The sequence below is a fragment of the Catenuloplanes japonicus genome (assembly GCF_000717135.1).
Taxonomy (GTDB): domain Bacteria; phylum Actinomycetota; class Actinomycetes; order Mycobacteriales; family Micromonosporaceae; genus Catenuloplanes; species Catenuloplanes japonicus.
Genome location: NZ_JNXY01000001.1, coordinates 463,344 through 484,325, shown reverse-complemented (window position 1 = coordinate 484,325; position 20,982 = coordinate 463,344). Strand labels below are relative to the sequence as shown.

General features: G+C 72.4%; 17 protein-coding genes and 1 pseudogene. 8 read left to right on the top strand and 10 right to left on the bottom strand.

The window, feature by feature from the left end:
* Positions 1-46: 46 nt before the first annotated feature.
* The 4 genes from OP04_RS02245 to OP04_RS02230 all read right to left on the bottom strand — a co-directional run bounded on the left by OP04_RS02245 (position 47) and on the right by OP04_RS02230 (position 5,560).
* Positions 47-2,284, bottom strand: coding sequence for a putative bifunctional diguanylate cyclase/phosphodiesterase (locus tag OP04_RS02245; RefSeq protein ID WP_051796955.1), 2,238 nt, complete (start codon positions 2,282-2,284; stop codon positions 47-49).
* 73 nt (positions 2,285-2,357) lie between these two features.
* Complete coding sequence (locus tag OP04_RS02240) at positions 2,358-3,353, bottom strand: hypothetical protein (RefSeq protein ID WP_033337675.1); 996 nt, start codon at positions 3,351-3,353, stop codon at positions 2,358-2,360.
* A 24-nt stretch (positions 3,354-3,377) separates the two neighbouring features.
* Positions 3,378-5,120 (bottom strand): FtsX-like permease family protein, encoded by a 1,743-nt coding sequence (locus tag OP04_RS02235; RefSeq protein ID WP_033337674.1) that lies wholly within the window; start codon positions 5,118-5,120, stop codon positions 3,378-3,380.
* Positions 5,121-5,137: 17 nt separating this feature from the next.
* Entirely contained in the window at positions 5,138-5,560 is a 423-nt protein-coding gene (locus tag OP04_RS02230) for a nuclear transport factor 2 family protein (protein WP_051796954.1), read from the bottom strand.
* A 213-nt stretch (positions 5,561-5,773) separates the two neighbouring features.
* Here OP04_RS02230 and OP04_RS02225 point away from each other — a divergent pair, with 213 nt between their 5' ends.
* Complete coding sequence (locus tag OP04_RS02225; RefSeq protein WP_033337673.1) at positions 5,774-7,003, top strand: chymotrypsin family serine protease; 1,230 nt, start codon at positions 5,774-5,776, stop codon at positions 7,001-7,003.
* Positions 7,004-7,097: 94 nt separating this feature from the next.
* Complete coding sequence (locus tag OP04_RS49040; protein WP_085066145.1) at positions 7,098-7,529, top strand: META domain-containing protein; 432 nt, start codon at positions 7,098-7,100, stop codon at positions 7,527-7,529.
* A gap of 211 nt (positions 7,530-7,740) precedes the next feature.
* On the opposite strand, the gene OP04_RS02215 is transcribed toward OP04_RS49040, so the two are convergent.
* Genes OP04_RS02215 through OP04_RS02200 form a run of 4 tightly spaced genes read right to left on the bottom strand, consistent with a single transcriptional unit; the run spans position 7,741 to position 10,368 of the window.
* Complete coding sequence (locus tag OP04_RS02215) at positions 7,741-8,022, bottom strand: hypothetical protein (RefSeq protein ID WP_157239133.1); 282 nt, start codon at positions 8,020-8,022, stop codon at positions 7,741-7,743.
* A gap of 41 nt (positions 8,023-8,063) precedes the next feature.
* Positions 8,064-8,639, bottom strand: a complete 576-nt coding sequence (locus tag OP04_RS02210) for a DUF6892 domain-containing protein (RefSeq protein ID WP_033337671.1) — start codon at positions 8,637-8,639, stop codon at positions 8,064-8,066.
* Between the two features lie 41 nt (positions 8,640-8,680).
* Entirely contained in the window at positions 8,681-9,271 is a 591-nt protein-coding gene (gene prfH, locus OP04_RS02205) for a peptide chain release factor H (protein WP_033337670.1), read from the bottom strand.
* On the bottom strand, positions 9,268-10,368 hold the full coding sequence (locus OP04_RS02200; RefSeq protein WP_033337669.1) for an RNA ligase RtcB family protein: 1,101 nt from the start codon (positions 10,366-10,368) through the stop codon (positions 9,268-9,270). The genes prfH and OP04_RS02200 overlap by 4 nt, the downstream gene beginning before the upstream one ends.
* A 147-nt stretch (positions 10,369-10,515) precedes the next feature.
* Between OP04_RS02200 and OP04_RS02195 the strand changes: the two genes are divergently transcribed.
* From OP04_RS02195 to OP04_RS51345, 3 genes and pseudogenes are all read left to right on the top strand, one after another.
* The gene (locus OP04_RS02195) at positions 10,516-10,956 is read left to right on the top strand and encodes a hypothetical protein (RefSeq protein ID WP_033337668.1); all 441 of its coding nucleotides are present in this window, start codon (positions 10,516-10,518) and stop codon (positions 10,954-10,956) included.
* Positions 10,957-10,987: 31 nt separating this feature from the next.
* Complete coding sequence (locus tag OP04_RS02190; RefSeq protein ID WP_033337667.1) at positions 10,988-11,191, top strand: hypothetical protein; 204 nt, start codon at positions 10,988-10,990, stop codon at positions 11,189-11,191.
* A 608-nt stretch (positions 11,192-11,799) separates the two neighbouring features.
* Positions 11,800-12,765: pseudogene (locus OP04_RS51345) on the top strand (Hsp70 family protein); the annotation flags it as partial.
* Between the two features lie 46 nt (positions 12,766-12,811).
* Here OP04_RS51345 and OP04_RS55400 read toward each other — a convergent pair.
* Both OP04_RS55400 and OP04_RS02175 read right to left on the bottom strand, forming a co-directional pair.
* Positions 12,812-13,888: an NAD(P)/FAD-dependent oxidoreductase gene (locus tag OP04_RS55400; RefSeq protein ID WP_051796952.1), complete on the bottom strand. Its 1,077-nt coding sequence runs from the start codon at positions 13,886-13,888 to the stop codon at positions 12,812-12,814.
* A 3-nt stretch (positions 13,889-13,891) separates the two neighbouring features.
* Positions 13,892-16,708, bottom strand: coding sequence for a LodA/GoxA family CTQ-dependent oxidase (locus OP04_RS02175; RefSeq protein ID WP_198153655.1), 2,817 nt, complete (start codon positions 16,706-16,708; stop codon positions 13,892-13,894).
* A 97-nt stretch (positions 16,709-16,805) separates the two neighbouring features.
* Between OP04_RS02175 and OP04_RS02170 the strand changes: the two genes are divergently transcribed.
* The 3 genes from OP04_RS02170 (at position 16,806) to OP04_RS02160 (ending at position 20,871) form a co-directional block, all read left to right on the top strand.
* On the top strand, positions 16,806-18,023 hold the full coding sequence (locus OP04_RS02170; protein WP_033337664.1) for an MFS transporter: 1,218 nt from the start codon (positions 16,806-16,808) through the stop codon (positions 18,021-18,023).
* Positions 18,024-18,241: 218 nt separating this feature from the next.
* The gene (locus tag OP04_RS02165) at positions 18,242-18,724 is read left to right on the top strand and encodes a hypothetical protein (protein WP_157239128.1); all 483 of its coding nucleotides are present in this window, start codon (positions 18,242-18,244) and stop codon (positions 18,722-18,724) included.
* Positions 18,721-20,871: a M48 family metalloprotease gene (locus OP04_RS02160; RefSeq protein ID WP_033337662.1), complete on the top strand. Its 2,151-nt coding sequence runs from the start codon at positions 18,721-18,723 to the stop codon at positions 20,869-20,871. Before OP04_RS02165 ends, OP04_RS02160 begins: the two co-directional genes overlap by 4 nt.
* The last annotated feature ends 111 nt before the right edge of the window (positions 20,872-20,982 follow it).

The following is a 20,982-nucleotide window of genomic DNA, read 5'->3' as shown; positions in this document are numbered from 1 at the left end:
ATGCCACGAGGAGTCCACGGGACGGGCGCGCACGGGTGGGGAAGACTCACTGGACCGCTTGGCGCGGGATGAGGTTGAGGCTCGCCTCGATCTCCGCGGCCGGCTTGGGCTTGCTGAACAGGTAGCCCTGGCCGCTGGTGCAGCCGAGCAGCTGCAGCTCCGCGACCTGCGCCGGTGACTCGATGCCCTCCGCGACCGTGTCCAGGCCGAGAACCTGACCGAGCCGGACCACGGCCTCCGCCACCGCGGCACCGCGCGTGGTGCTGTCCAGCTGGGTCACGAACGCCCGGTCGATCTTGAGGCTGTCGATCGGCAGGCCGATCAGGTACTGCAGGGAGGAGTACCCGGTGCCGAAGTCGTCGATCGCGATCCGGATGCCCCGCGCACGGAACTCGGCCAGGATGGGCGCGGCCGTGCCCGCGTCCACGATCGCGGACTCGGTGATCTCCAGCGTGAGGTGTGCCGGGGACAGGCCGGTCCGGTCCAGCACGCCGGCGATGTCCGCCACGATGCCCGGTTTCAGCAGCTGCCGCGGCGACAGGTTGACGCTCAGGTGCAGCGGGTCGGTGTGCTGGCGGCGCTGCCAGTCCTGCACCTGGGCGCACGCCTCCTCCAGGATCCACAGCCCGATCGCGTGGATCAGGTTGGAGCGCTCCGCGATCGGCACGAACTCGTTCGGCGGGATGAAGCCGTACAACGGGTGCCGCCAGCGGGCCAGCGCCTCCACGCCGACGGTCCGGCCGGACGCCAGGTCCACGATCGGCTGGTAGTGCACCGACAGCTCGTCGTGGGCGATCGCGTGCTCCAGCAGGTCCGCGAGGATCGCCTCGCGGGTGCGCTGGTCGGTCATCGACGGGTCGTAGGCGCGCCAGCCGTGCTTGTCGTTGCGCTTCGCCTCGTACATGGCCAGGTCGGCCCGGTGCTGGACGCTCTGCGGGTCCTCGCCGTCCTCGGCCGTCGCCACCCCGATGCTGGCGTGGGCGTGGATCACGTGCTCGCCCACCTCGACCGGCGTGCCGGCGAACGCGGCCAGCACGCGCTCGGCCACCAGGCCGGCCTCCGCGTCGTCCGCCAGGTCGCACAGCACGATCACGAACTCGTCGCCGCCGACCCGGGCCGCGATGTCCGTGGCCCGGATCTGCCCGCGCAGCGTGTGCGCCACGTGCGTGAGCAGCAGGTTGCCGGTCTCGTGGCCGTACCGGTCGTTGACCGGTTTGAAGTCGTCCAGGTCGATGAGCAGGATGCCGAACCGCCCGCTCGTGCGGCGCAGCCCGGCGCGCAGGCCGGCCAGGTTCGCCAGCCCGGTCAGCGGGTCCGTGCTGCTGACCTCCCGGCTGTCCCGCAGCGACACGACCTGCCGCAGCATCACCGCGATCGTCATCGCGCACTGTGCCAGGATCAGGCCGCCCCAGGTGGAGAACTGCTGGCTGCGGATCGTGATGCCGACCAGCACCACGCTGCCGAGCGCGACGCCGATGTACGGCAGGTGCGTGGACCAGATCGGCGGCGCGCCCCAGGTGACGCCCGCGTCCGGCTGCGCGTCGCGGGTCATCCGCATCGCCGCGATCGTCATGATCAGGCTCGCCGAGGTCAGCGCCAGCACCGCGAGCGCGTTCCTGTCCGGGTCGTGGCCGTTGATCCGGATCGAGGAGAAGACCGTGTCGCTGACCGCCCAGAGGATCATGCCGCCGAGCAGCAGTGTGATCGGCTCGCGCAGGCCGCGGGACGCGCCGCGCAGCAGCACCGTGCCGATCACCACGCTGAGCAGCAGGTTGCCGAGCCCGAAGCCGATGTCGAACACCCACCGGTAGCTCGCCGGCGTCTTGAACGCCGGGTCCAGCACCAGGTGCCAGACCAGCATGAACGCGCAGCTGAACACCGTGAGCAGCTCGGCCGCGAACGCCACCCGCTGCCGGCCGCGCAGCCGCCTGATCGACGCGGACAGCGCGGCAGCGGTCAGCACCGCGAACATGGTGAGGCCGCTCAGCGCGCCCGCCCACCACCAGGCGAGCGCGCCGTTGACCTCGTTGACCGCGAAGCAGATCGACATGGACAGCGACAGCGCGCGGCCGGCCGCGGTGATCCGCCAGGTGAGGCGGGCGCCGTACCGGGCCGCGCGCAGGCTGTAGACGATGCCGAGCGTGTCCAGCACCACCAGCGACAACCCGAAGAGCGGCGAGCGCAGGCCCGGCTCGACGAGCGAGACGATCTGACCGGCCGCGATGATCACCGCGAGCACGATGGGCGCGGCCACGGTGCGCCGGGCCTGGAGCGCGGGCGTCATCACGGCACCTCCGGGTCGACGCGGCACTGTTTCGCAGCGTTCCCATCGGCCGTACGGCCTGCGGCTGAAGCTTTTATCCGGCCACCGGGGACGGATCGGGCGCGAACCGGCGGCCGGCCAGCGCGAGCCCGAGCGCGGTGGCGAACATGATCACGGCGAGCGCGGTGGGCGGGCCGTACTCGCTCTGCCAGGTCAGGTTCGCCCAGAACGGGTATCCGGGCTCATAGCCGCCGGTGACCACCTCGGGGAGGTAGGCCCGCGCGTAGTACAGCGCGGGCCAGAGCAGCAGCAGCCCGAACCAGGCCGCGGCGCCGGCCGGCACGGACGTGCCGCGGGCGTGCTCGGAGGTGCGGCTCGCCCAGGCGGCCAGCAGCCAGGCGCCGATCGCGCCGAGCAGGCCGCCGGTCACGGTGACCACGGAGATCCAGGCCGGCTCGGCCGCGCCGAGGGAGACGATGAGGAAGTCGGTGCCGTCCGCCGGCGTGTAGTTGTCGCTGACGCTGAGGATCAGTCCGTCCTGGCGCGCGGTGAACCACCGCCCGGTGCCGAGCGGCTCCCCGTCGTGGTTCGCCTCCTCGGTGATCCGCCAGCCGGCCGCCTCGACCCGCTGCCGCACACCGGTCATGAAACCGGCGACGTCGCGGGTGTCGGCCCGGCCGCTCGTCCGCTGGTGGAGGCTGCGCGCGGACACCTCCTCGCCCGGCGCGTAGCCGAACGGGCCGTCGCCGAACGCGTCGCCGCCGTAGAGCTCCAGCCGCAGGCCCGGCGCGACCAGGCCGGCGATCTCGGCCGCGCGCGCCTCGCCGGGCAGCTCCGGGCCGGCCTCCCAGATGATCCGGTTGGTCACGGAGGCGGCCAGGAACCCGCCCGCGATCGCGAGGAGCACACTCAGGGCCACGATGGTACGACTCCGCGGGCGCCCCAGCCGGGCGCGCAGGCCGTACCGGATGAGGTTGAGGGTCTGTGGTCGTCGCCCACCGGCCTCCGCGGCCATGGTCAGGGTGTCCAGCACCTCGTCACGGCGCGGGCCCTTCGGGTACGCGAGCAACAGCATCCGGTTCCACGTCACCGGACCAATATAAAGATTATCTGACTATGCCGCTACCTCGGTCGTGGCGGGCGTCGCACGGAAGGCGTCGGCGACCGGGTGCCGGGCGGAGAGCAGCGCCGGGACCGCGGTGAGCGTGGCGACCAGCACCAGCAGGCCCACCGCGCCCGTGAGCAGCCACGATCCGGGCGCAGACTTGTCACCGCCGTAGAGCAGGACGCCGAGCGGCACGCCGAGCACGACGCCGGGCAGCGCCGGGAGCAGCTGCGCCACGGTCAGGCCCAGACCGGCCTGCACCGGCGTCGCGCCGAGCGCGCGGGCGACGGTGAGCGGATGCCGGGCGTCCAGGACCGCAGCCCAGGTGCTGACCGCGGTGTTGAGCAGCGCCAGCAGGCCGATCAGGACCGCGATCACGAGCAGCGCCGAGGCCAGCCGCTCGTTGCGCGGGTCGGGCAGCGTCGAGGCGCCGTCCCGCAGCGGGTCGTCGGCCTGCGCCAGGTGGGTGAGCACCGCGGCGAACGCGGCCGCGGTGACCAGCGTGTTCACGGTGACGAGCCGGCCCCGGCCGGTACGGCGCGCGTGGATCCGCACGCCGATCAGCACGCTGACCGGCAGCCGCCGGGACAGCCGCACCCGCCAGGTCCGGCGGCGCGGGGCCGCACGCGGGCGGCCGGCCCGGACGATCGGGGCGAGCGCGCCCGCGACCGCGATCGCCAGCGCGAGCCCCACGGCCGCGAGCCCCAGCCGCAACGGCGGCGGGGTGACGCCGTCCGGCGCCAGGAGCCCGGACGTGGGACGGAACAGCAGCGGCGCGGCGAGCCAGCCGATGGCCAGGCCGAGACCGGCGGCGGCGAGCCCGACCACCAGGTACTCGGCCAGGAGCACGCCGGCGATCAGTCCCGGACCGGCACCGACCGCGCGGAGCAGGCCGGCCCGGCGGCGCTGGGCGACGATCCGGCCCGCGACGATCCCGGCGACGCCGGTGACCGCGAGCACGGACAGCAGCCAGCCGCCGGTCCGGAGCGCGGTCCCGGCGAGCTCGTTCGTCGAGCCGTACCGCGCGCCGATCTCCGCCGCGGTCCGGATGCTCCAGCCGCGGCTGATCTCCGGGGCGGTCCAGCCGTCGCCGACCAGGAGATTCAGCGTGTACGACGGCTGCTGCTCCCCCGCGATCGTGACGAGGTCGTCGCGGTCCGCCCAGACCAGGCCGCCCTTCTCGGTGCCGACCGCGCCCGGCTCGTGCCAGCCGCTCTGCGGGAACGTGCCGCGCGCGGTGCCGACCGCGATCCCGGCCACGGTCATCGCGTGCCCGTCGATGACCACCGTGTCGCCGGTCCGCACGGCGAGCGCCTCCGCGAACGCGCGCTCCATGACGACGCCGCCGGGCCGAATCCAGTCGCCGTCCGTGACGACCGGCCGATCCACCTCCGCCGGCGCCGTGTCCCGGCCCTGCACCACGACCCGCATGGTGACGCCCGCGGCGGTCAGATGCTTGAAGATCAGGGGGTACGGCCCGGCGTGCGCGACGACGCCGGGCCGGGCCGCGATCTCCGCCATCCGGGCGAGCGACTCCGGGCCGGTGCCCGCCGCGTCCACGACCAGGTCCGGGCCCCTGGTCGCCTCCCACGTCCGCTGGTACGGCCGGGAGACGGTCTCGTCCAGCGCGAGGCCGATCGTCATGGCCGTGGTGGCGGCCGTGACGGCGATCAGCAGCAGCGCGGCCTCGGCCCGTCGCCGCCCGAGCCCGCGCAGGACGAGCCGGGCGGCAAGGAGGAGTGGTCCGTTCACCGGGCTATAGGTAACGGTTATCCATCGGCCTTGTCAACTTCGCCGCCGACGTCGCTGAAGTAGTCGCGCAGCATCGCGATCTCCCCGCCGCGCAGGCGGAAGAGCTGCAGGAGCGACATGGTGGTACGGCCGCCGCCCTCCTGGTCGAAGGCCACGTCGATCTCCGCCATGAAGACGTCCGGGTCGGCCGTGTCGTGCAGGACGACGGCGGACCGCTCCGCGTTCATCACACCCGGAGGGGCAGGCCGCTGATGGAACAGCGCGGTGCCGGCCCGGATCTCCTCCCGGCCGGTCAGGCGCCGCAGCGGGTGATCGTCGGGGACCAGGGGCGACTCGTACACCCCGTCGTCGGTGAACATCGCGGCGATCGCCTCCGGGTTCCGGGTGATCGCGCCGGCGTACAGGTACCGCTCGAAGACTTCCTTATGCGTCAGGTCCACTCTCCACTCTAACCCCTGCACCGTTTCAATTCAGGACGCCGCAGAAAAATACGTCACGAACCCGACTTCCAATTCGCCTTTTACGACACGCTCCGCCATTTATCGGCGCCCATGTCACATCATTGACTTCGACACCATTGAATCTTTATGCGCGCGCTAAATTCAGGCCCGCCATCAAGGCGAATCAATTCCGATCGGAGAGGGGCAGCACCTGTGAAAAACGTCGACCTACGGCGGTGCCTGGCCACCGTCGGTGCGGTCACACTGATCGTCACCGCGCTCGCCGTCCCCGCGGAGGCCGCGCCCGCCCGGGCCGCCTACGACACGGGCAGGAACGACCTGCAGACCGTGGCGGACGCCTACCGCACGTCGTTCACCGACCTCTCGCCCGCCGCGGCGCTCACCGCGGCCCGCGCCCAGGCTGGCAGCGAGTCGTTCCGGCAGGGCCTGGACATCGAGAAGGCCACCTGGGCGGGCGGCTGGTTCGACCCGTACACGGCGGAGTTCCACATCGCGGTCACCACGCCGGCCGCGGCCAAGGACGTCAGCACGGTGGCCGCACGGACACCCGGGCTCGTCGTCAACACCCACCAGGTCCCCCGCTCGATGGCCGAGCTGGGCGCGCTGGTGGAGAGCATCCGCACCGGCAAGGACAAACTGGCACAGGCCGCCGGCGGCGAGGTGACCATCGACGTCAAGACCAACGAGGTCGTGGTCCGGGTCCCGAAGGCGAAGTTCTCCGCGCTCAGCGCCACCGACGTCCCGGACGGGGTCCGGGTCGAGCAGGGCGACAAGGTCAGCCAGCACCCGGACGCCTGCACCTCGCGCACGGACTGCGACAACGACCTGCGCGCCGGCCTGGTGCTGCGCCGCTCCGGCACGCTCTGGTGCTCGCTGGGCTTCACCGCCCGGGACAGCGCCAACAACAGGTGGGCACTCACCGCCGGCCACTGCGTGGGCACCCTCAACGAGACCTGGTCCAACGGCACCAGCACCACCCGTACCGTCGGCCCGGCCACGGACTTCATCAACTCCGGCAACCAGGACGCCGGCGCGATTCTGGTGACGAACTCGTTCTACTCCACGCAGACCGCCGGCCGCATCATGATCGGGCCGTCCAGCTACTCACCCGTCACCGGCGAGAGCTACAACCTGGTCAACGACGTCAACTGCCTGTCGGCCAGCTACACCGACCCGGCCCGCGCCGGCAACCCGTGCGCCACCGTCACCGACGTCGGCACCGGCATCAAGACCCGCATGGCCGGGTACGACCCGTGCGGCGGGGACAGCGGCGGCGGCTGGTACTGGCTGCCCGGCTCCGGCAACCGCTGGGCCGTCGCGCTGCACAGCTCCAGCCTCGAAGGCTGCAACGTCGCCAACGGGGTGGCCTGGGCCAGCCCGCTCAACTCCTTCTGGAGCGGACTGATCTACGAGACCTCGTGACCCTTGGAGATCCCGCGTGCCTCTCCCGAGTGACTTTCTCTCGAGTCTTCGGGGAGGCACGCGACCATATCGCGGTGAGGAGCGTCCAACCGGAATGCGAACCAGACTGCTGACAACCGTGGCAGCGGCGGCGCTCCTGGCCGCCTGCGGCACCACCGAACCGGCCGCTCCTCCGGCCCTCGCCGGAACATACGAGGTCACGGACGGTCCCGGCCGGATCACACTGACTTTCGGCCCCGGCACCCTTTCCGCCGCCACCGGATGCAACACCGTCACCGGCCGCACCAGCCTCGACGGCAACCGGCTCACCGTCTCGGACCTGAGCACGACCGACCTGCCCTGCCCCGCAGAGTTCGTCGCCGTGCAGACGTGGCTGACAGAGCTCCTCGGCGCCCAGCCCACCGTCACCACCGACGGCACCGCACTCACGCTGACCACGCCCGACACGACCGTCCACCTGCGACCGGGCGGGACCGGACCCGCACCGTCCACCGGCCCCGCACCGGCAGAGCCGCGCGCCTCCTGAGCTTCTATCGTCAGTGCCGTGGCGGAGCATGTGTACAGCGCGGCGGACCTGACGATCCTGACAATGTCCGACGTGGTCCGGAAACGGCTCGGGATGTATTTCGGCGCCGTTCCGGATCGGGCAACGCGGGTGTTATCCGTGGTCACCGGCCACGCATTCCACCGGTCCTGCGCACGCCTGATTCCGAGGACATCCGGCTCTGCCCCACCGGTCAGATGTAACCCGGCCTGGCTGGATCCGGAACCACCACGGCGAGTCGATCGTCCTGCACGTGGATGGTCACCCAGAAGTCACGCCCGCACTGGGGGCAGTCGGCGTAACCCTCTGTCCGAGCGTTGCCACCATCGGGCCTGCGTAACGGCTTGCGGCCATTTCCGCCGGCCCATTCCAGGGCCTCGCCCAGGCGATATGTCCGCAGGTCCAGCCGACCGAGCTTGAACTCCACCTCGCATTCGGCGAGCCTCTGGCAGCGCGGACACTCCATCTCGGCCACCAGAATGTTGTAGGAGCCCACAGGACCTCGCAATCGTTGTCTCAGCGGCTGACGACGGTCACGCCGCGGGCCGCCAGCCGGGGCAGCACGGCGGGGTCGTCGAGGCGGGCCAGGCCGACGTCGAGGTTGCGCAGCGCCGGCAGTGACTCCAGCGTGCCGGCCGCGGTGCAGGCGCCGGTCAGCATCAGCGTGGTCAGTGCCGGGTGGCCGGCCAGCGGGGTGAGGTCGAGCGGGTCCGGGTGGTAGCCGTGGCCGTCCAGGTTCAGCGAAAGCAGCGCGGGCAGCAGGTGGATGCCCTCGATCGACGCCACGTTGTAGTCGTCGGACTCGCCGCCGGTGTCGATGTCCAGGGTCTGCTCGATGAGCATGTAGATGTCGTTGCTGCCGTCGAAGTCCACCTCCGTGACGGTCGCGGCCAGGGCCGGCGGGATCGGGACGGCGTGCAGCAGCGCCAGCGACGCGGCCAGGCGCGGGCCGGGGCCCGGATAGCCGTCGTCCGGGCCGTCCGGTCCGGTGGACTCGACCAGGGCCCGCAGGTCGGCCGCGGCGATGCCGCCGTTGGACAGCAGGGTGTCCAGCACGCCGAGATGCAGGCCGCGGTCGGCGAAGATGGTCATGATCCTGACCGTATCGCGTCCCGGACGGCTTCACGGCGAAGCTACGGCCTTTCCACCCGCACCGGGTCGCCGCGGACCAGGTCGTCGTGGACCTCCCAGCGCTGTGTCCTCACCCGTTCCGCGGCCACGGCGTCGCCGGCCTCCAGCCGCTCCCGCAGCATGCGCAGCGCCAGCGTCCGGTTCAGCCCGAACTTCCGTTCCGCGTCCGCGACCACCACGATGCCGGTCGGCCGGTGGGTCGCGCGGACGGAGGAGCTGACCTTGTTCCGGTGCTGCCCGCCCGGCCCGCCGGTGCGGATCGGGACGATCTCCACGTCGGACTCGCGGAACTCGGTCCGGCCGGCCTCGCCGGAGACCGGGGCCGCGATCACGTACCAGTTCTTCCGGCTCGTCGCACGATACGGTGACGCGGCCTGCCAGCACAGCGTCCCGGTCCACGACGCCGCGAACGCCGCGTCGTCGATGCGCAGCAGCACCGACCGGAACGTGCCGGGCCGCTCACCGGGCACGTCCTCGACCCGCACGACGGTCACACCGGCCCGTGCGGCCGCCCGGAGCAGCCGCGTGACCAGGTGCGACAGCGCCCACGCGCACTCCTGCGGGCCGCGCCCGGCCGAGATCAGCAGGTTCATCGCCGGCCGCCCTTGTCCGCGACCTTGTAGGTGACCACGGGCAGCGTGCTGACCACCGGCGTCGCCAGCTTGTGCTCCACCAGGTCGTCGATCACCCGCTCGATCTTCTTGTAGGCGGTCGGCGCCTCCTCGAAGAGCAGCTGCCGGTCGCCACAGACCACATAAGAGCCCACGGGGGTACGCCGCAGCTCTTCCACGGTGTGCTTGGCCTTGCCGCGGACCAGCGCGTCGGACCGGGACATCTTGCGGCCCGCGCCGTGCGCCACCGAGTAGTTCGCGTCCGCGCCCGCGTGCGCCGCCACCAGGTAGGAGGCGGTGCCGCGGGTGCCGGCGACCAGCACGTCCCGGCCGTCGCCGTTGGCCGCGCCCTTGCGGTGCAGGTACCGGCCGTCGACCAGGGTGACGGAGTTGTGGCACTCGTCCACGATCGGCTCCTCGGCCGGCGCGCCCAGCGCCCGCGCGACCCGGGCCGCCATCAGCCGCCGGTTGAGCGAGCCCCAGCGGACGGCCGCGTCGTGCGCGGTCAGGTAGGCATCGACGTCCGCGGCCGGGCCGGCGCCGTGTTCCTCGGTGTGGGCGCGCAGGATCCGCTCGCCCAGGCCGCGCGAGCCGCTGTGCACGATCAGCACCAGGTCCTTCGCGCGCAGGCCGAGCCGCTCCGCGTGGGCCTCGTCGTGGACCGTCCGCACCCGGGCCAGCTCGACGAAGTGGTTGCCACGGCCGACCGTGGCGAGCTGCTCCCCGTACCCCATGGGAATTTCTTGATCTTGAAGAAGTTCGTCGTCCGGGTCGAGAGGCTTGTCCAGATCCGGGAACCTCGTGGCCAGGCGCTCCGGCGCCGGGCGCTTGATCCTGATCGGGAACACCGCGATCCCGCAGCCGATGTCCGAACCCACCAGCAGCGGATACAGCACCCGGGACGACATCGCCGCCCCGATCGGCGCGCCCTTGCCCGGATGCAGGTCGGGCATGGCGGCGACATGGACCATCCCGTCGAGCGCGGCCACCTGGTGGCACTGATCGAGCGCATCGGACTCGATCCAACTCGACGGGGAGGCAAAAACGGACACACTGGCCTTGGACAAGGTAGCGCTCACTTCACGAAGATCTGGAGACACGCGGACGCACGGCACAACCCGGGCGATTCGCCGGCGGGGGCCGATGGGGGAGGTCAGTCCGTCAGTACGTCATGCCGGAGATCATGGCGAAGGCCGGCCCGCGGCCGCAACCGGTATTTTGATCGGATGAGTCTCCTTGAGGACGTGGGCAGCCGCGACAACTGGCGCTGCTGGGTGTGCGACGAACCGGTCGACGCGGACAAGTCGGTCAACGACCCGCGCGGCCCCAGCGTCGACAGCCGCACCAACGACCGCAAGTCCAAGGTCACCGAGCGGCTCGCCCACCGCGCCTGCAACTCCCGCAAGGGCGCCGTCAAGGTCGTCATCGCCTGGCCCGACCGCCTCCAGGTCATCGAGCCCGCCCCGCTCATCGCGGTCGCCGACCGCCTCGAGCGCAAGGGCGGTCGCGAGATCGTCGCCCGCAGCCCCGCCCGGAAGGACGCCGAGGCCGCCGCGGACTGGCTCGTCGACCGCTTCTCCCGCCTGACGCCGGGATTGCCCGTCACCGCCAGCGTCGACGCGGGCGGCGGCCAGTTCCTGGTGGCGCTGGTCGCGGGCCGACGCTGATCAGTCCGCGGGCGGGCGGTGTGCCGACTACATGGTCCGGGCGGACGCGACCGACCTCGCCCGCTGCCGCGCGGTCTGTGAGGCGCTGCGTGCGATGCCGGCCGTCGACGAACGCGTGCTGCTCCTGGTGGGGAAGTTGGAGACCTGCGTCCGCGATCAGGACCCGTCCTGGAGCAGCGTAGGTGCGATCGCCCTGGTCCTTGGCGACCCGGATGCGGCCCTCCGGCCGGCATGACCGGCAGGGTCCACGATGTGGAGTTGCGTGACACGCTGCGACGCCGCGCCGGCCTACCGCCCGCTCTCTCTCTGTGACCGGGTGGCCGCCGGCCATGACGGTCAGGAGGCGCCGGCGCCCCAGTAGAAGAGCTTGAGCTGCACCTGGCCGGATGGGTTCAGCTCGCCGACCTCCACGTGCGCGATCGCCATGCCCCTCTTGTACGGCTTTCCGCCTTCCCATCGGAGGCATGCCTGGGATTTTCCGGTCATGGGATTCGGTGCGGGCACTCCGTTGGCAGAGTAGGTGAATGCGGTGTCACAGGATATGTCACTCTCCTCAGTTCCGGCGCCCTTGGAGAGAATTCCGACGACCCCGTCCGCGAAGAAAAGCTTTCCTTCATCAAATCTCAGCGGTCCCGAATTGCCGATTTCGCACCGAGTGATGTCCACCGCATCGCCGTTCTTCAGCAGACGTTCCAGCTGGCAATTCTGCCTGACGGGCACAGTATTGCTCTGTCCGGAGTTCGACGGGCGAGGCGAGCTCGGGCCAGCGGTCTCGTGATTGCCGGGCACCGACTTCCCGGACCGCAATTCAGCGCCACCGAGAATAGCGAGACGACGCAAGCCATGGCCGCAGTTCATCCATTCGGGCGACGCTTATGGAGCACGAAAGTGGTCTCGGCCGGCCGGTGCGGATGCGGGGGCGGCGCTATGTTGTGTGCCGTGGGGCTGAGTATCGACTTCGGGACGTCGAACACGGCGGCGGCGGTGTCCACACCGGAGGGTGAGGTGCGGGCGCTGCTGTTCGACGGGTTTCCGCTGCTGCCGTCCGCGGTCTGTGCGGCCGAGGACCGGATCCACACCGGACGGGACGCGGTGCAGTGGGGGGCGAGCCGGGCGGAGGCTTTCGAGCCGTGGCCGAAGCGCCGGGTCGATGACGGGGTGCTGCTGCTCGGCGCGCGGGAGGTGCCGGTCGAGGAGATCGTCGCGGCGGTGCTGGCGCGGGTGGTGGCGGAGGCGCCCGGGGAGGCGGCGCGGGACGTGGTGCTGACGCATCCGGCCGCGTGGGGCGCGCATCGGCGGGCCGTGCTGACCGGGGCGGCGGCGCGGGCGGGGATGGCGGTGCCACGGCTGGTGGCGGAGCCGGTGGCGGCGGCGCAACGGCTGGCGGCGACCGGGCATGACGTGCCGGTCGGGTGCGCGGCCGTGGTGTACGACTTCGGTGGTGGCACGTTCGACGCGACGACGCTCACGCGTACCCCCGAGGGGTTTGTGGTCGTGGCTTCCGAAGGGTTGCCGGACGCCGGCGGGCTGGACGTGGACGAGGCGGTGCTGGGCGTGCTCGCGGCCACGATGCCGGGCGCGGACGGGGTCTGGGAGCGGCTGCTGACGCCGGTCTCGGCGGCGGATCGGCGGGCGGCGAGGCAGCTGCGCGAGGAGGTACGCGGCGCGAAGGAGATGCTGTCGCGGGGTGCGTCCGCGGCGGTGTACGTGCCGTTGCTGGAGCGCGAGGCGGTGCTGGGGAGGCCACAGTTCGAGCAGGTGGCGCGGCCGGTGATCGAGCGGACGGTGACGGCGACGCGGTCGGCGCTGCGGGCGGCGGGCGAGGAGGCGGGGCCGCTGGCGCACCGGCGAACCGCTAGCCGGCGGATCCGCGGACAGGCACCCGCCGTGACCAGAACGGTGCCGCGGCCCAGCGTCGTTCCATCCCGTAGTACATCCCGTGGTGGCGCAGGTACGCCTGCCAGATCCGGCCGAGGCGCTCCCCGTAGCCCGCCACCGCATCGTCCTCCCCCGCCAGCACCGCACCCGCCGTGCGACCGGCATCGACGCCCGTGACCAGCGCATTGAACATCCCCTGCGACGACAGCGGATCCAGACTGATCGCGCTGTCCCCGGCCGCCACCCACCCGGCCCCGGCCCCGCTGCGCGCCACCGTGTATGCGGTCCCCACCCGCACCGCCGCCTCCGGTTCCCCGTCGACCAGGCCGCCGAGCCCCGGCAGCGACGATGCCACCCGCGCCGGCCCTCGCTGCCGCACGTCCCGCAGCGCCGGCAGGTCCCGATCGGTGTGGAACGCGACGATCCGCCCCCGCCCCGGCAGCGGCGCCGTGTACCACCAGCCGTCCGGCACCGCCTGTGTGTAGATCGTCCGGTCCTGCTCCGGGCGGGAGCGGACGCGCTGATACACGCAGGCCAGCCGGTCCAGCACCACCCGGCCGCGCTCACGACGCAGGAACCCCGACCGTGCCCCGCCGCAGTCGATCACGAACCCGGCCCGGATCACCGACCCGTCACCGCAGGTCAGCTCCCAGCCGTCCGCCTCGCGACGGTATCCCCGCACCGTCACCGGGCTGTGCAGCCGCACACCCCGTTCCCGCGCGCCGTCACGCAGGTCCGCCTCGAACCGGGGCCGGTCGAGACACCATCCCGCCCCGTCCGGATCACGGAACGCGTCGAGCGCCACCGCCTCGTCCGCACCCCACCGGCTGACCTTGAGCGGTGCCGGCAGATGTCCGGCGCGCGCGAACCGTTCCCAGGCGCCGATTTCGCGCAGCACGCGGGCCGCCGCGCCGGGCAGCGAGTCCCCGATCCGCCACCCGGGCACCGCCACGCTGTCCAGCAGCGTGACGGCGAGCCCGGCCCCGGCCGCCGTGAGGGCGGCGGCGCATCCGGCCGGCCCCGCCCCGATCACCGCCACGTCGATCTGCGGCACGGCTCAGCGCACCTGCGGCGGCAGCCCGTTGGGGAACCGGTTCACCAGGTCGATCCGCGAGAGGTCGACGTCCCGGGCAGAGCGGCGGGGCCCCTGCGAAAGAAGAGCCGGATGCACATGATCCGCGACCTCCACCGTCTCCGGGAAGTGCCCGTCGTCCGGACCGGGCCGCGGCTCCACCACCGCCATGAAGTCGAAGTGGCGCACCATGTTGTTGATCTGCGCGGTGTAGCTGTCCGACCCGAGCGGCTCGATCCACGCCTCGCGGTTGGCGAACGCCTTGCGACGTTCCTCCAGCGGCCGGGTGGTGTCCATGACGATGTCGTAGTTGGCCGGTGAGAGCACCTCGTTCGGCACCCTGGCCGGCCAGAACGACGGCGAGTACGGGTCGTAGGCCGACTCGTACCCCGATCGGCAACTGCTGGTGTCGGTCTGCCACGGCACCGCCATCCAGCGGGTGATCCCGCCGGGTGCCTGCCCGTAGAGCGGCCCGGCCGGGATCGTCACCGCGTCCGGCGTGAGGATCTCGCCCAGCGGCGGCTCGGCGAGGTCCGCCGGTGCGTGCCTGAACCGGAACGGCGCCTGGTAGATCGAGGCCGCCCGGACCGGCCAGGTCATCTCGCAGCCCGGGTGGAACGCGTCGGCCAGGCAGAACTCCAGCGCGGCCCGGGTGAGCAGATCCCCCTGCTCCGCCACGGGTACGTCGTCGATGCGGCGCGGCGGCGCGGCCGACGGGTCCCAGTCCTCGACGAACTCGCCCGTGGCCCACTGGTCGAGCATCCGTTTCTGCAGGGTGCTGAGCGCGGCGTTCTGCCGTGGCGTGGGCGCGGGCGGGATGGCCATGGCGTCGCCGTACTGCCAGGGCCAGGGCACGGCCGAGGCGCCGTCGCGGGCGAGGTCGCGGAAGTTGTTGGCGATCACGCGGCGCTGCTCGCGGGTGGCCGGTCCGGCGTCGGACAGCCGGGCGAGCACGTCCGGCGTGGTCAGGTCGAACGTGCCCTGCCAGCCGAATCCGGCCGCGTAGCCGGCGTTGACCCACTGCAGGCCGGCCAGGCGTTCGAAGAGCGGCAGGATGTCGTGGGTGAACGAGGGCCGGGCGGGCGCGGGCAGCGTCCCGGCGGTGACGGCGACGTCGCGCATCAGGTCCCACATGGTGCGGACCGATTTGCGCTGCGGCCCGTAGTTGGGCGGCGCGACGACCACCCAGGCCGGTACGACGGGCAGCTCCGTGCCCTGCCAGGTGACGGTCGCGGTGACCGGCCCGTCCGCGACGTCGTCGTGCCAGCCCTCGTTGTTGGCGAACGTGATCGCGGGCCGGTCGTACGCGCTGGCCGAGTGCCCGTGCCCGCCCAGCACGGTCAGCCGCTGCCCGGCGTCGGTGCTGATCTCGCCGAGGTAGACCTTCGTGCCCATGAAGCTGCCGTCGTCGAAGCGCGCGGCCGGGGCGCTGCGGCCGTGCGCGGTGCGGGGTCCGGGCCGGATGGCCAGCGCCTCCCGGTCGGCGACGTCCGGGTTGCGCAGCGTGGTCGGCGGCGCGTAGGCGGCCTCGGGGATGTCCAGGGCGAGCTGGAAGCCGTACCAGGCGGCCTTGGTGTTGGCCAGCTCTACCGTCCAGGCGATGTCCGCGCCGTCGCCGTCGCCGGTCAGCTCGCGCACCAGGTCGCCGCGCGCGTTGGCGCCGTAGATCCGGAACCGTGCGGCCTGCCGTTTGAGCCGCTTCGTGCCGTCGCGGTAGCCGCCCTGCGGCAGCGGGTCCGGGTACGGCACCTCGGGCCCGTGGAAGTACTCGTCGCTGGAGCCGACCCGGGCCACGCCGATGGCGGGGTGGATCACGGCCTGGACGATCGTCTCGTCCGGCGTCTGCACCGGCAGCTCGCCCGGTCGCGGCTGGGCGGCGTCCTCGATCGGCTGGCCGTTGGCGAGGTGGCGCAGCTGTGCGCCGGCCGCGTAGACCGTCTGCCTCGCCTGTGCCAGCGACGATTCCGCGCAGGGCCGGTTCGCGTGCGGGACGCGGCCGATGTTGAACGCCAGCGCCTGCCCGTAGTCGGCCTGGCCGCGGGCGTTGACGTCCTGGCGGTCGAGCACGAGGTCCGCGATCGGCATGTACGCGCTGAGGTCCTCGGGCCAGAGCACGGTCGCCTGGTCGAGCGGCATCCGGTCCGGCGCGGTGCGCAGCTGGACCGAGAGCGTGAAGCGGTACTCGTCGCGGGCGAGCCGGGAGGCCAGGTCCACGGCGAGGTAGTCGGTGCCGTCGTCGGGCACGTCCTGCGGCGCGGTCTGCGGTTCCAGCCGGTACTTGACGATGTCCTCGCCCAGGTGGAACGGCAGGATCGCCCAGTACGTGCTGGTCAGCACGGAGCCGCGCGGCGCGGTCAGCTCGTGCAGCACCTCCCTGGTGACCGGGTGCGTGTCCAGATAGCCCGGGTAGTCGTGGCGGATCACGCCGGCCTCGGTGAACGCGGCCATCTCGGTCGCGTCGTCGACGAAGAACCGCGGCCCGTTCTGCATGATCAGATCCGCGGTGTCCGTCTCCGGCACACCGAAGAGCTTCACCCCGATGCCGAGCGTGCTGCCCAGGTCCGGGTCGGTCGGCGCGGCGTCGCTGGAGAAGCGCACCCAGGCGGTCAGCCGCGCGGCCGCGAAGATCCCGGTCTGCCACCGCGCGGGCAGGTCCGGGCGCGGGATCAGCTCTCCGTGCGCGGCGCCGTGCAGTTTGCGGAAGACGGCGCGCTCGGCCGGTGGCGGGCCGGTGCGGGTGCGCGCGGCCTGCACCGCACCGATGAACAGGTCCTCTAGCTGCCGTGCGGGGTTCTCGGTCACGGCTATCAGCCTTCCGAAGATCGGGAGGCCGCATGGCCGGAATGCGGAGAGTCACATCTTGTATGCATCCATGCATACAAGGCGTAGCGTCGCCCGCATGACGGCGACGCTCACGGCCCCGATCGCGATCCCTGCCACGCGCCCCTGGATCTCCGTCTACGCCGTCATGTTCTTCTCCACCTGGGCCGGCAACCAGTTCAGCCCGCTGCTGCTGCTCTACAAACAGCGCGAGCACTACTCCGCGCTCGCGGTCAACGGCTTCCTCGGCGTCTACGTGCTCGGCCTCGGCCCGGCGTTCCTGCTCAGCGGCGCGCTCTCCGACCGCTACGGCCGCCGCCCGGTCATGTTCGGCGGCGTGCTGGCCGCGCTGGCCGCCAGCACCGCGCTCGCGTGCGGCGGCTCCGGACCGGTCATGATCTGCACAGGCCGGTTCCTGGCCGGGATCGCGGTCGGCACCGCCACCTGCGTCGGCACCAGCTGGCTCAAGGAACTGTCCGCGCCGCCGTTCGACCCGCGCGCGGACGCCGGCTCGGGCGCGCGCCGGGCCACCACCTCATTCGCGCTCGGCTCGGCCACGGGCGCGCTGGTCGCGGGCCTGATCGCGCAGTGGGGGCCGTGGGCGCTGCAGCTGCCGTACCTGATCCACGTCGCGCTGACGCTGCCGTTCGCCTGGCTGGTGCTGCGCGCGCCGGAGACCGCCGGCTCGCCCGGCCCGCTGCGCGACCGGTTGCGCGTGCCGGCCGTCGGTCACCGCCGTTTCCTGCGCGTGGTCGCGGTCGCGGCGCCGTGGCTGTTCGTCGCGCCGTCCCTCGCCTACGGCTACCTTCCCGTGCTGCTGGAGAAGACCACCGGCACGGTCGGCATCGCCTACGCCACGCTGCTCACCGTGATCGCGCTGGGCATGTCCGCGCTGGTCCAGCCCTGGGCCAAACGCCTGGACCGGATGGACAGCGCGCGCGGCCTGGTCATCGCGATCTCGCTGATCACCGTCGGCGTCGCGCTGGCCGCGACCGCGAACCACCTGCAGTCCTGGATCGCCGGCCTGGGCGTGGCCGTGGTGATGGGCTGCGGCATCGGCGTCGGCATGGTCTCCGGCATCCTCGAGGTGCAGCGCATCGCCGGCCCGTCCGATCTGGCCGGCCTGACCGGCGTCTTCTACGCGATCGCCTACACCGGCTTCCTCACCCCCACGCTGCTGGCCGCGACCGCCGGCACGCTCGGCACCACCGGCCCGCTGCTCGCCGTGACCGCGATCGGCCTGCTGTGCGTGCTCGCCCTGCTCACCGCCTACCGCAAACACCTGCCCACCCGCTAAACCAAGATCAAAATCTTGCCACGGTACGGCCGGTCAGCACCCGATCCGGCCAACGGCAAGAAGCCGCCACCGCACTCGGCCTGCCGCTCCCCCTCGTGATTCCGGCCGGAACGCCTGGGACGGACGGGCGACCCTGCGTGGGCGACACGCCGTCACCACCCGCGAAACCCACCCGTTGGGCGGGCAAGGGACGTCCGGGACGACGGTGGGGTACGACTGTGGCTTTTTGGCGACGCGGCGGGCAGGGCACCAAAGGGCAGCACGACGAGGTGGTGATGCTCGGCCGGGAGGTGGTGGCGGCCGCGTACCCCTCGGAGCTCGAGATCTTCGACGACGTCGCCGCCGAACTGCGCCGCGGCCGCGCGCTCGCCACCCGCCCGCTCCGCGCGCCGGTCGGCATGGGCGTCGACCTCAGCGCCGTCTCCCCCGCACTGCTCGCCGTGCTCTCCTTCCTGGCCGCCGCCACCGTCACCGGCGCGGTCGAATGGACCGTCGCCACGATCGGCGACACCGGCCGCCGACGCCTGGCCGCGCTGATGACCCGCCAGTCCCCGGCCGTGGCGCTGGACGCCGACGAGGAGTCGGCCGTCTACGCCGAGGTCGTCGCCGCCGCCGAACGCCACGGCCTGGACCGCGGCCGCGCCGAGACCATGGGCGCGGCGGTGATCGGCGCCCTCCGCCTCCGCGGCGGCCGGGAGTGACCGCTGACTGGCATCCGCTCTCCCTGCCCTCACCGGCCCGCGGCCGCTACGCGCTGCTCGTGCTCGTGCTCGTACTGGCGGGCGCGTTCGGCGGTAACTCCGTGGCGGCCCAGCTGGAGGCGGGCCCGTGGTTGCAGGCCTACGCCCGGTGCGCCCCGCTGCTCGGCAAGGCCGCCGACTTCCCGGCCTTCGTGGACTGCATGTCCATGATGGAGCGCCGCCGCCTGCTGTTCATGCTGAGCGGTGCCGTGCTGGTCCTGGCGCTCGGGCTGATCCTGATGGCGCTGCTGCCATGCCTGCTGGCGCGCCGCGCCGGTCCGCTGCGTGCGGCATCCACGGACTGGCAGACCCGGGCTGCGGCGCTGGCCGCCGAGGGCGGGCTTCGCCGGGCACCGCGCGTGGTGTTCGGCAACTGGCGGCTGAGCGAGGCCTTCACCGTGCGGCTGCCGACCGGGCTGCGCATCGTGTTGCCGCACGGTGCGAAGAGGCTGCCGATGGCGGAGTCCGACGCGCTGCTGCGGCACGAGCTCGCACACATCGCCGCCGGGGACGTGACGCTGGTCTGGCTGACCCGCGGCGTCTGGTGGGCCGTGACGCCGGTGCTGCTGGCGGCACCGCTGATCGTCTACGGCAGATCATTCCTGACAGCACTGGGCGGCCCGCTGCCGATGACGATCGGCGACGCCGCCAGCTCGTTGATCTTCATGATGCTCATTCCCTACTGGGGGACCTATCTCGCGCGGGTCGCGTTCCTGCTGGCCGTAGCCGGGTTGCTGGCGCTGTCCGTGCTGCGCTCCCGCGAGCACGAGGCGGATCTGCGGGCGGTGCGGTTCGTGGGAACGGACGGGCTCGGCGCGCTGCTGCGCCGCGCCGTCCCGGGCAGGAGTACGCGGCTGATCCTGACCGCCTGGTCCCGGGTGCGCGCGCTGCACCCGGGACCGGAACGCAGGATCGCCGTGCTGCACGCGCCCGGCTCCGCGCTCGGGCTGCGGCCGGTGGACGCCCTGGCCGCCGGCCTGCTCGCGGCGATGACGCTCGGCGCCCTGAGCCACGTCTTCATCAACTCCCGGCTCGCTCTCCTCGGTGTCGCCGCCAATCGGCTCGTCGAGACGCCCGCCGCGCTGCTACTGGCCGTCGCCTGGGGCACGGCTGTGTGGCGCGCCGCGTTCGCCGCGGCGGCGGACGGCCGCCCATTGCGATTCAGGGCGGCACTGTTCGCACTCGGCACCGGCCTCGTCATCGGCTCGGCAGCCCAGATCTGGGACGTCCACCTCGCGCTGAGTAACACCTACAATCGCCCTGCCATGCTGCTGTTCGTGCCGCTACTGGTCATGGGCGCGGGTGGCGTGGTCATCGCGCTCGCCCGGTGGTGCGCGACGCGGCGCGCGGGCCGCCCGCTGCGCCGTGCCGAACGCGTCCTGGCCGGCGTGGTCACGGCTGCCGTCTTCGTCGGCGGCTTCTGGTCCGGCGCGGGGATCGGCCTGCTGAGAACGGTCGGGAGCCTCGGAACCGGACCGGACCCGCTGTACCGCGCGGTCGTGATCTCCGCGCTGTCCCGCTTCACGATCGCCAACGCCGCTGCCGCACTGACCTGTATGGCGCTCGCCGTCGGCCTGATGGTGCTGCGCAAGCCGGACCGGCCGGCCGTGCGCGATGCCGGCCGGACCGCGCTGCTCTGCCTCGCGTCAGCCACCACCGCTTCGGCGCTGCGCTGGGCGACCCACGGCCCGCTCGACAGCCTGGCGATCCATCAAGCGGAACGAGACGCGTGGGCCGCCGTCGCCGCCGGCCTCGCCGTGCTGGTGGTGCTGGTCGCCTGTCGTGGTTCGGCGGCGCTGGGTGCGGTCATGATCGCCGCGCCGCCCACCATATTCGTCGTCGCCGCAGCTTGCTGGCTGCCTCACCTGGGGACATGGACCCGCCCGGTCGGATCGGCGCTCCTGTACCTCAACCAGCCGTCCTCCGCGTTCGCCCTGATCGTGCTGCTCCTCGGTCTGCCGTTGGCCCTGCTCCCCCGCTGGCGCCTGCGACTCGTCGACGGCGCAGGTGGCCTGATCCTGCTGCCGCTCGCCGGCGCCGTCGTGGCCGCCGCACTGATCGCCCTCATGCTCGCCGCGGGCGAATTACTGCTGGTCCCGGTGCTGTGACCCGGTCCGCACCGTTGATCATGCGGAACCCGCTGCCCCGCCTGGAACTCTTCGCCGTCACCCGTTCCTGAGCCGGTACCGGGGTACCACGGCGGCAGGGCACCGCGGGTG

Coding starts and splice junctions, on each gene's coding strand:
- OP04_RS02190 (WP_033337667.1), top strand. CDS start 10,988: ATGGTCCGGGCGGACGCGACCGACCTCGCCCGCTGCCGCGCGGTCTGT.
- prfH (WP_033337670.1), bottom strand. CDS start 9,271: ATGAACCTGCTGATCTCGGCCGGGCGCGGCCCGCAGGAGTGCGCGTGG.
- OP04_RS02210 (WP_033337671.1), bottom strand. CDS start 8,639: ATGACCATCTTCGCCGACCGCGGCCTGCATCTCGGCGTGCTGGACACC.
- OP04_RS02195 (WP_033337668.1), top strand. CDS start 10,516: ATGAGTCTCCTTGAGGACGTGGGCAGCCGCGACAACTGGCGCTGCTGG.
- OP04_RS02245 (WP_051796955.1), bottom strand. CDS start 2,284: ATGACGCCCGCGCTCCAGGCCCGGCGCACCGTGGCCGCGCCCATCGTG.
- OP04_RS02170 (WP_033337664.1), top strand. CDS start 16,806: ATGACGGCGACGCTCACGGCCCCGATCGCGATCCCTGCCACGCGCCCC.
- OP04_RS49040 (WP_085066145.1), top strand. CDS start 7,098: ATGCGAACCAGACTGCTGACAACCGTGGCAGCGGCGGCGCTCCTGGCC.